This window comes from Frankia sp. CeRuru1 (assembly GCF_977966315.1).
The window spans coordinates 1-6,502 of the sequence record NZ_CDWWEW010000296.1 but is presented as its reverse complement, the minus strand read 5'-3'; the positions used below and the strand labels follow the sequence as shown (position 1 = coordinate 6,502).

The window sequence follows — 6,502 nt, the reverse complement described above, 5'->3', positions numbered from 1 at the left end:
TGGGTGTAGGGATGATGCGGTCCGGCCAGTACCGCGGCGGCCGGGCCGACCTCCACGATCCGGCCCCAATGCAGGACGGCGACCCGGTCGGCGAGGTAGCCGACGACGGCCAGGTCGTGCGAGACGAACAGGTAGGACACGCCGTCGGCGTCCCGGGTGGTGGCGAGCAGCTCGAGCACCGCGGCCTGGACGCTGACGTCAAGCGCGGACACCGGCTCGTCGCAGACGATCAGCTTGGGATCGCCCGCGAGGGCCCGGCCGATCGCGACGCGTTGCTTCTGACCGCCCGACAGCCTCGGCGTCATCACCGGCAGCAGCCGGGAGCCGAGCTCGACGCGCCCGGCAAGGTCGGCGACCGTGCCCTCGCCGCGCAGGGTCACCAGTGCCCGGCGCAGCACCGTGGCGACGGTGTGCCGGGGATTGAGGGTGGTATCGGGGTCCTGGAAGACCATCTGCACACGTCGGCGGTTGTCCGCGCGGCGGCGGAACAGCGATGCCGGCAGCGGCCGGCCAGCGAGCCGGATCTCGCCGGGTCCGTCCGGGCCCAGCCCCACCACGGCCCGGGCAAGGGTCGTCTTCCCGCTGCCGGACTCCCCGACAAGGCCGAGTACCTCCCCGTGGCCGATGTCGAGGTCGATACCGGTGAGCACGGGTGTCCGGCCATAGCTGCGGGACAGCCCCCGCACGGTCAGCAGTCCCGGCCGGGCCTCCCGCGGGGCCACGCCGACGACCTGTTCGGGACGGCGCAGCAGTCCGACGCGGTCGCCGTGATGGCAGCGCACCGTGTGCCCGTCGTGCCCATCGTGTCCGCCGGGTCCATCGTGTCCGCCGGGTCCATCGTGTCCGCCGGGTCCGTCATGCCCGCCGGGTCCGTCCGGGGAGTCGGCGACGGGGGCAAGCGGCGGCTCGGACGCACGGCACACCTCGTCGGCGAGCGCACACCGGTCGACGAAGATGCAGCCCACCGGCCGGTCGGTCGGCGACGGCGGCTGCCCGGGCACCGCCGGCATCCTGCGTTCCCGCCTGCTCACCCCCACCCGCGGGACGGCGGCGACGAGGGCGGCGGTGTAGGGGTGGCCAGGCGCGGTGAGCAGGTCGGCCGCCGTGCCCTGTTCGACCAGGCGGCCCGCGTACAGTACGCCCACCCGGTCACAGGTACGCGCCACCAGTTCAAGATCATGGCTGACGAGCATGACGGCGGCGTCGATCCGGCGCCGCAGCGCCTGGATCAGGTCGAGGACCTCCCGCTCGACGGCGGCGTCAAGGCCGGTGGTCGGCTCGTCGAGGACGAGCAGGCGGGGGCTGCCGGCGAGGGCCGCGGCGATGCCGACCCGCTGCTGCTGGCCCCCGGAGAGTTCGTGCGGCCAGCGTCGCGCGATCGTCGCGGGCTCGGGCAGCCGCACCGCGCCGAGCAGCTCGACGGCCCGCGCCCGGGCCTCGGCCCGGGACAGCCCCCCCAGCCGGCAGGCCTCCGCCACCTGCGCGCCGACCCGCACGGTGGGGTCCAGGCTGCTGCTCGTGCCCTGGTGGACCATGGCGAAGGCGTCGGCCCGCCACCGCCGGCGCTCCCGGGCGGACAGGGCCCGCACGTCGACCCCGTCGAGCACGATGCGGCCGGCGTCGATGGCACCCCCGCCGGGCAGCACGCCCGCGAGCGCCGCAGCCAGCGTGCTCTTGCCGCACCCCGACTCTCCGACCAGGCCGTAGGTCTCACCGGGTCGGACCCGCAGGCTGACGCCCTCGACGGCGACGGCCGGTCCGCCGGACGACGGGTAGCTCACCGTCAGTCCTTCGACGACAAGCCCCCCGGCGGCCACGGCCTCGCCCACCACCGCGTCGCCCACCACCGCGTCGCCCACCACCGCGTCGCCCACCACCGCGTCGCCCACCACCGCGTCGCCCACCACCGCGTCGCCCACCACCGCGTCGCCCACCACCGCGTCGCTCATCGCCGCGCGGCCTGTTCCCGCAGGTTGTCGGCGATCAGCGCGACACCAATGACGAGACTTCCGACGGCGAGCGCCGGGAACAGCACCGTCCACCAGCCCTGCTGGAGGAAGACCCGGTTGTCGGCCACGGAGGCCCCCCACTCCGGGGATCCCGGTGGCTGGCCGAGTCCGAGAAAGGACAGGGTCGAGGCGGCGAAGACCGCGTCGCCCAGCCTCGACGTCGCCTCGACCAGCACGGTTCCGGTCACGTTGGGCAGCACCTCCCGCCACAGCAGCGACCAGAACGGCTCGCCACGCAGCCGGGCGGCCTCGACATAGGGCTTCTCCCGCTCGACCAGCACGGCCGCCCGCACGCTGCGGGTCACGATCGGGACGAAGAACGTTCCGATGACCAGGACGAGGGTGGTCGTCGAGCGGCCCACAAGTGCCACCACCACCACGGCCGCGACCAGATTCGGGAAGACAGCGAGCACATCGACGACCCGCATCACGATCTCGTCGAACAGGCCGCGCCGCGCGCCGCACACAAGCCCGAGCAGGCTTCCGACCGCCACCCCGAGCGCGGTCGCCAGCGGAGCGACCTCGAGCACCGGGCGGGCTCCTGCCATCACCCGCGACAGCACGTCCCGGCCGAACTGGTCGGTGCCGAACAGGTGCCCGCCGCCCGGCCCCAGCATCCGCTGGGACGGATGCTGGGCCATCGGATCCGCCGGCGCCAGCTGCGGCCAGAACACCGCGACGACGACCCAGCCGACCAGCAGGAACGCGCCGACCACGAAGCCAGCCCGGAAGCCAGCCCGGGAGCCGACCGTGACGCTCGCCGCGGAATCCACCGCGGTGTCGTTCACCGCGCCCTCCCCACCCGTACGCGCGGATCGAGCAGCGCGTACACCAGGTCTGCGACGACGTAGATGCCCATCCCCACCGCGCCGAGCACGATCGCGCCGGCCTGCAGGGTCGGCACGTCCTTGCTGGTCGCCGACGACAGCAGCAGGTCGCCGATGCCCTGGTAGCCGAACAGCAGCTCGACGGTCACCAGTCCCGCGAGCAGGAACTGCAACTGCACGGCGAGCGCGCTCGTCGCCGGCACCAGCGAGTTGCGCAGCACGTGCCCGCGCACGAGCTGCGCCTCGGACATGCCACGCACCCGCATTGCCCGGATGAACGGGCTGGCGAGGACCGCGACCGTGCTCGCCCGCACGTGCCTGGCGACATAGCCGGTGCACAGCAGGACCAGGCAGACCGCGGGCAGCAGCAGATGCCGGATCAAGGTCAGCGGACCGGCCCCCGGCGGTGCCTGCGCCGACGAGGGCAGCCAGTGCAGCTTCACGCTGAAGAGCACCAGCAACACGACGCCGGTGACGAACTCGGGAACGGCACCGAGGCTCAGGCCTGTGACGCTGAGGATCCGGTCGGTCAGCCGCCCCTCGCGCAATCCCGCCGCAAGGCCGAGCGCCAGCGCGACAGGGACCAGCAGGACGAAGGCGAGCAGGGCAAGCGTCGCGCTGTCGAGCAGACGCTCGATCACCAGCGGGCGGACGTCGACTCCGAGCGTGTAGGAGCGCCCCCAGTCACCGGTGGCGAACCCACCCAGCCAGTGCAGGTAGCGGGGCACCAGCGGCTCGTCGAGACGCAACTGGTGGCGCAGCGCGTCCACCGACGCCTGGCTGGCCTCCCGGCCCAGCACGACGCGCGCCACGTCGCCGGGGATCAGTTCGGTGGCGATGAACACCAGGAAGCTGACCGCCAGCATGGTGACGGGGATCGTCGCCAGCCGCCGGGCCAGGAAACGCACCATGCCGGATCAGGCCCGGCTCACGGTTGTCAGGTCGAGGAAGGCCGACGGGTGGGCGCGTAGCCCTCTGACCCGGTCGGACCGGTAGGCCCGGACGGCCCCGGACCACACGGTGATGATGACCGGCACGTCCTCGTGAAGGGCCCGCGCGATGATCTCGGCCTGCTTCTTCCGCTCGGCGGGGTCGGTCGCGGCGTCGTAGGCGTCGGCCGCGGCGTCCAGGGCGGGGTTGGCGTACTTCGAACCGTTCCAGACCGCGTGGCTCTTCACCATCGGGATGATGAACTGGCTTGGCGTCGGGCGGCCCACCCAGCCGACGAGGTTCGCGGTGGTGAACAGCCAGGGGGTGTCGGTCTCCTGGTTGCCGCCGTAGAACGCGTCGGAGGTCTGCTGGTCGAGATCGACCGTGATCCCCACCTGCTTGAGCTGGTCCTGGATGACCAGCGCGTAGGCCTTGTTCGGGGCACCGAAACTGAGAGTGAACCGCAGGTTCTCGACCCCCGCGGCGGACAGCAGCGACCGGGCCTTCGCCGCGTCCTTCGCGCGTTGCGCGAGGTCCTTCGGGGCGGCCGCGAACGCGGGCGCGAGAAGGTGGTCGTTGCCGAGGACGCCGACCCCGTTGTAGACGGAGGCGAGGACACCCGGCCGGTCCAACGCGTAGGCGATGGCCTGCCGGACCTCCTTCTTCGTGAACGGTGGCTTGTCGACGCGCAGGGTGAGCACGGTCAGGCTGGTACCGCTGACCTTGTCGACGGCGATGGAGTTGCTTCCGGCGATCGGGACGACGAGGTCGGCCTCGGACAGGATCTGCGCGTCGATGGCGCCGCTCTGCAATGCCAGCAGGTCGGCCTGGGCGTCCTTGTGGAAGGTCACCTTGACGCCGTCGAGGTAGGGCTTGCCGGCGTCCCGGTACTTCGGGTTGCGGCGCAGCGAGGCTCCCCTGCCGACGTCGTAGGAGTCGAGCAGGAACGGCCCGGTGCCGATCGCCTTCGTGGCGAACGTGCCGACCTTGTAGTCGCTCTTGAGCACGACCGCGTTGTAGTTGCCCGCGGACACCAGGTAGGGGAAGTCGGAGAACGGCCGTTCGAGGTGGAAAACCACCGTATCCGCCCCCGACACCGCCACGCCGCTGGCCTTGAGGACCGACGCGAAGGCGGACAGGGCGGCGGACTTGTTCGCCGGGTCCAGCAGCCGGTCGAACGACGCCTTCACGGTCGGCGCGTCCAGCGGGGTGCCGTCGGAGAAGAGCACGCCCTTGCGCAACGTGAACGACCAGGTGCGTCCCGCGTCGGACGACGTCCACCCGGTCGCGAGCTGAGGGCGGAGTTGGAAGTCCGGATCGAGCCAGATCAGGTACTCGGCGACGAGCTGGACCAGCGCGATCGCGGTGCCGTCGTACATGGTCACCGGGTCCAGCGCGGTGGGCGGCGTCGGAGCCCCCAGGGTGATCAGGCCGCCGCGCCGGCCTCCCGCGGCGCCCGACGCGCCGGCCGCGCCCGTGTCCGCGCTGGATCCGGAGCTGCCGCAGGCCGCGAGGAACGCGGCGATGCCGCCCGCACCGACACCGCCCAGCAGGCCACGGCGGGTGAGCAGGGCGCGCACGGGATGCTCGGCGGCGGAGGACGTCCGATTCCCGTCGATGTCGATCGGGGAAGTCGGAAATGACGACATGGATATGGATCCTTTGCGTGATGAACGAGGAGGACGAACGAGGAGGAGGAAGAGGAAGAGGAGGACGGGCGTCGCACCGCGATGGTCGCGACGTGGAAGTGTGAAGTGTGGGTCAGCGCCCGATCACCCAAACGACACGTGCCCGTCCAGAAAATCGGCGATCGGAGCCGACACCCGACCCCGGCAATTATCCGGGAGAAGGACCGTCAAAATCTGGAGGAAATTTTCGGGAACAATGTTGACCGCTAAATCCACGCGACGTGCGGCCAGCTCGTTCTCCCCGTCAGCGACAACACAGGGAGCTTGCGACGCGGCGGAGGTCGAGATACCTCCGGGCAACAAATGCCCACTTCAACATCACACTCTGACCATAGCCGAGGGTCGGGCACAGCGCAATGACACGCACCCATACAACCTTGAGTACATGAGCGATATACGTTCCGTATGCCATCTGGAATGGAGCTACTGGACGACAGCTGCCCACGTTGCTCACGATCTGCTGGCTTACTCCGGACAGCTAGCGGCCCGGCCCACCCACGCCTGCCTGCCCTTCGATCTGACCGTTCCCCCGGACACGCCACCGCGCGAGGTGCTCCAGGTCATCACCGCGTGCGGTGGACTGCTCAGCAGCGCGCTGGCCACCGCCGACCCCGCAACGCAGGCCTGGCATTGGGGGCCATGCGATCCCGAAGGCTTCGCGGCGATGGGCGTCACCGAAATCCTCCTCCATACCTGGGACATCGCCGCGGGGCTGACGGTCCCCTGGCGGTTTCCAGCACCCCTGGGCATACGGGTGCTTCGCCGTCTGTTCCCCGATGCACCGGACGGAGATCCGGCTCAGGTGCTGCTGTGGTGCACCGGCCGGAGTGAGCTCGACGGCCGCCCTCGACGCACTTCTTGGAGGTGGGAGGCGACCACCAGGGCACGGCCATTCCAGCAGCCCGCTCCACAGGTCTGACCCGGTTCAGCGTCCTGTGAGCGGTCCACCGGCCTGCCCGCGAGGTGGGCGGATCCGCTCCACTCGGCCAACGGTTTCCGGCGGACCGATATCACCGACCGTTCCCAGGATACCCTCGAACCCGCCCGT

The 6,502-nt window shown here is 71.1% G+C and carries 5 protein-coding genes; 1 reads left to right on the top strand and 4 read right to left on the bottom strand.

The window, feature by feature from the left end:
* The 4 genes from AC08OP_RS18375 to AC08OP_RS18360 form a co-directional block, all read right to left on the bottom strand.
* On the bottom strand, positions 1 to 1,949 hold a 1,949-nt coding region (locus tag AC08OP_RS18375; RefSeq protein ID WP_476615325.1), incomplete at its 3' end, for an oligopeptide/dipeptide ABC transporter ATP-binding protein.
* Positions 1,946 to 2,797, bottom strand: coding sequence for an ABC transporter permease (locus AC08OP_RS18370; protein WP_476615324.1), 852 nt, complete (start codon positions 2,795 to 2,797; stop codon positions 1,946 to 1,948). The genes AC08OP_RS18370 and AC08OP_RS18375, both read right to left, overlap by 4 nt.
* Entirely contained in the window at positions 2,794 to 3,747 is a 954-nt protein-coding gene (locus AC08OP_RS18365; protein ID WP_476615323.1) for an ABC transporter permease, read from the bottom strand. Before AC08OP_RS18365 ends, AC08OP_RS18370 begins: the two co-directional genes overlap by 4 nt.
* A gap of 6 nt (positions 3,748 to 3,753) precedes the next feature.
* Positions 3,754 to 5,415, bottom strand: coding sequence for an ABC transporter substrate-binding protein (locus tag AC08OP_RS18360; RefSeq protein WP_476615322.1), 1,662 nt, complete (start codon positions 5,413 to 5,415; stop codon positions 3,754 to 3,756).
* A 424-nt stretch (positions 5,416 to 5,839) separates the two neighbouring features.
* On the opposite strand from AC08OP_RS18360, the gene AC08OP_RS18355 reads away from it, so the two are divergent.
* A complete protein-coding gene (locus AC08OP_RS18355; RefSeq protein WP_476615321.1) occupies positions 5,840 to 6,373 on the top strand; it encodes a hypothetical protein in 534 nt (177 codons plus the stop codon).
* Positions 6,374 to 6,502: the final 129 nt, after the last annotated feature.